The organism is Paraburkholderia sp. SIMBA_053 (assembly GCF_046534895.1).
GTDB classification, from domain to species: Bacteria; Pseudomonadota; Gammaproteobacteria; order Burkholderiales; family Burkholderiaceae; genus Paraburkholderia; species Paraburkholderia caledonica.
Window position 1 is genome coordinate 1 of sequence record NZ_JAWRXU010000978.1, and the last position, 261, is coordinate 261.

Here is a 261-nt window from a genome sequence, read left to right on the forward strand (position 1 = left end):
GCGCTTCCCCACTTGTCCCACTTGCCGAGCGGATAGACCTTGCCGCGCGAAGTGCGATCGAGCGCTTCCACATCCTTGACTTGCCGCTGTTCGGTGACGAGGATCAGATCGGCATCGCGCACGAGCTTGCCGTCGAGCCGCCGCGCGCGATGCGCGCCGCTTTCCACGCCGCGTTCTTCGAGCAGACGCCGCATGACGGGGTCCATGGCGTAGCCGTCGATCGCGCGCAGGCCCGCCGAGCGAAACGCGATGGGCTGCGCT

The 261-nt window shown here is 67.8% G+C and carries 1 pseudogene; it reads right to left on the minus strand.

Going from position 1 to position 261, the window contains the following annotated elements:
* Nucleotides 1-261: pseudogene (locus SB753_RS38525) on the minus strand (low molecular weight phosphotyrosine protein phosphatase); the annotation flags it as partial.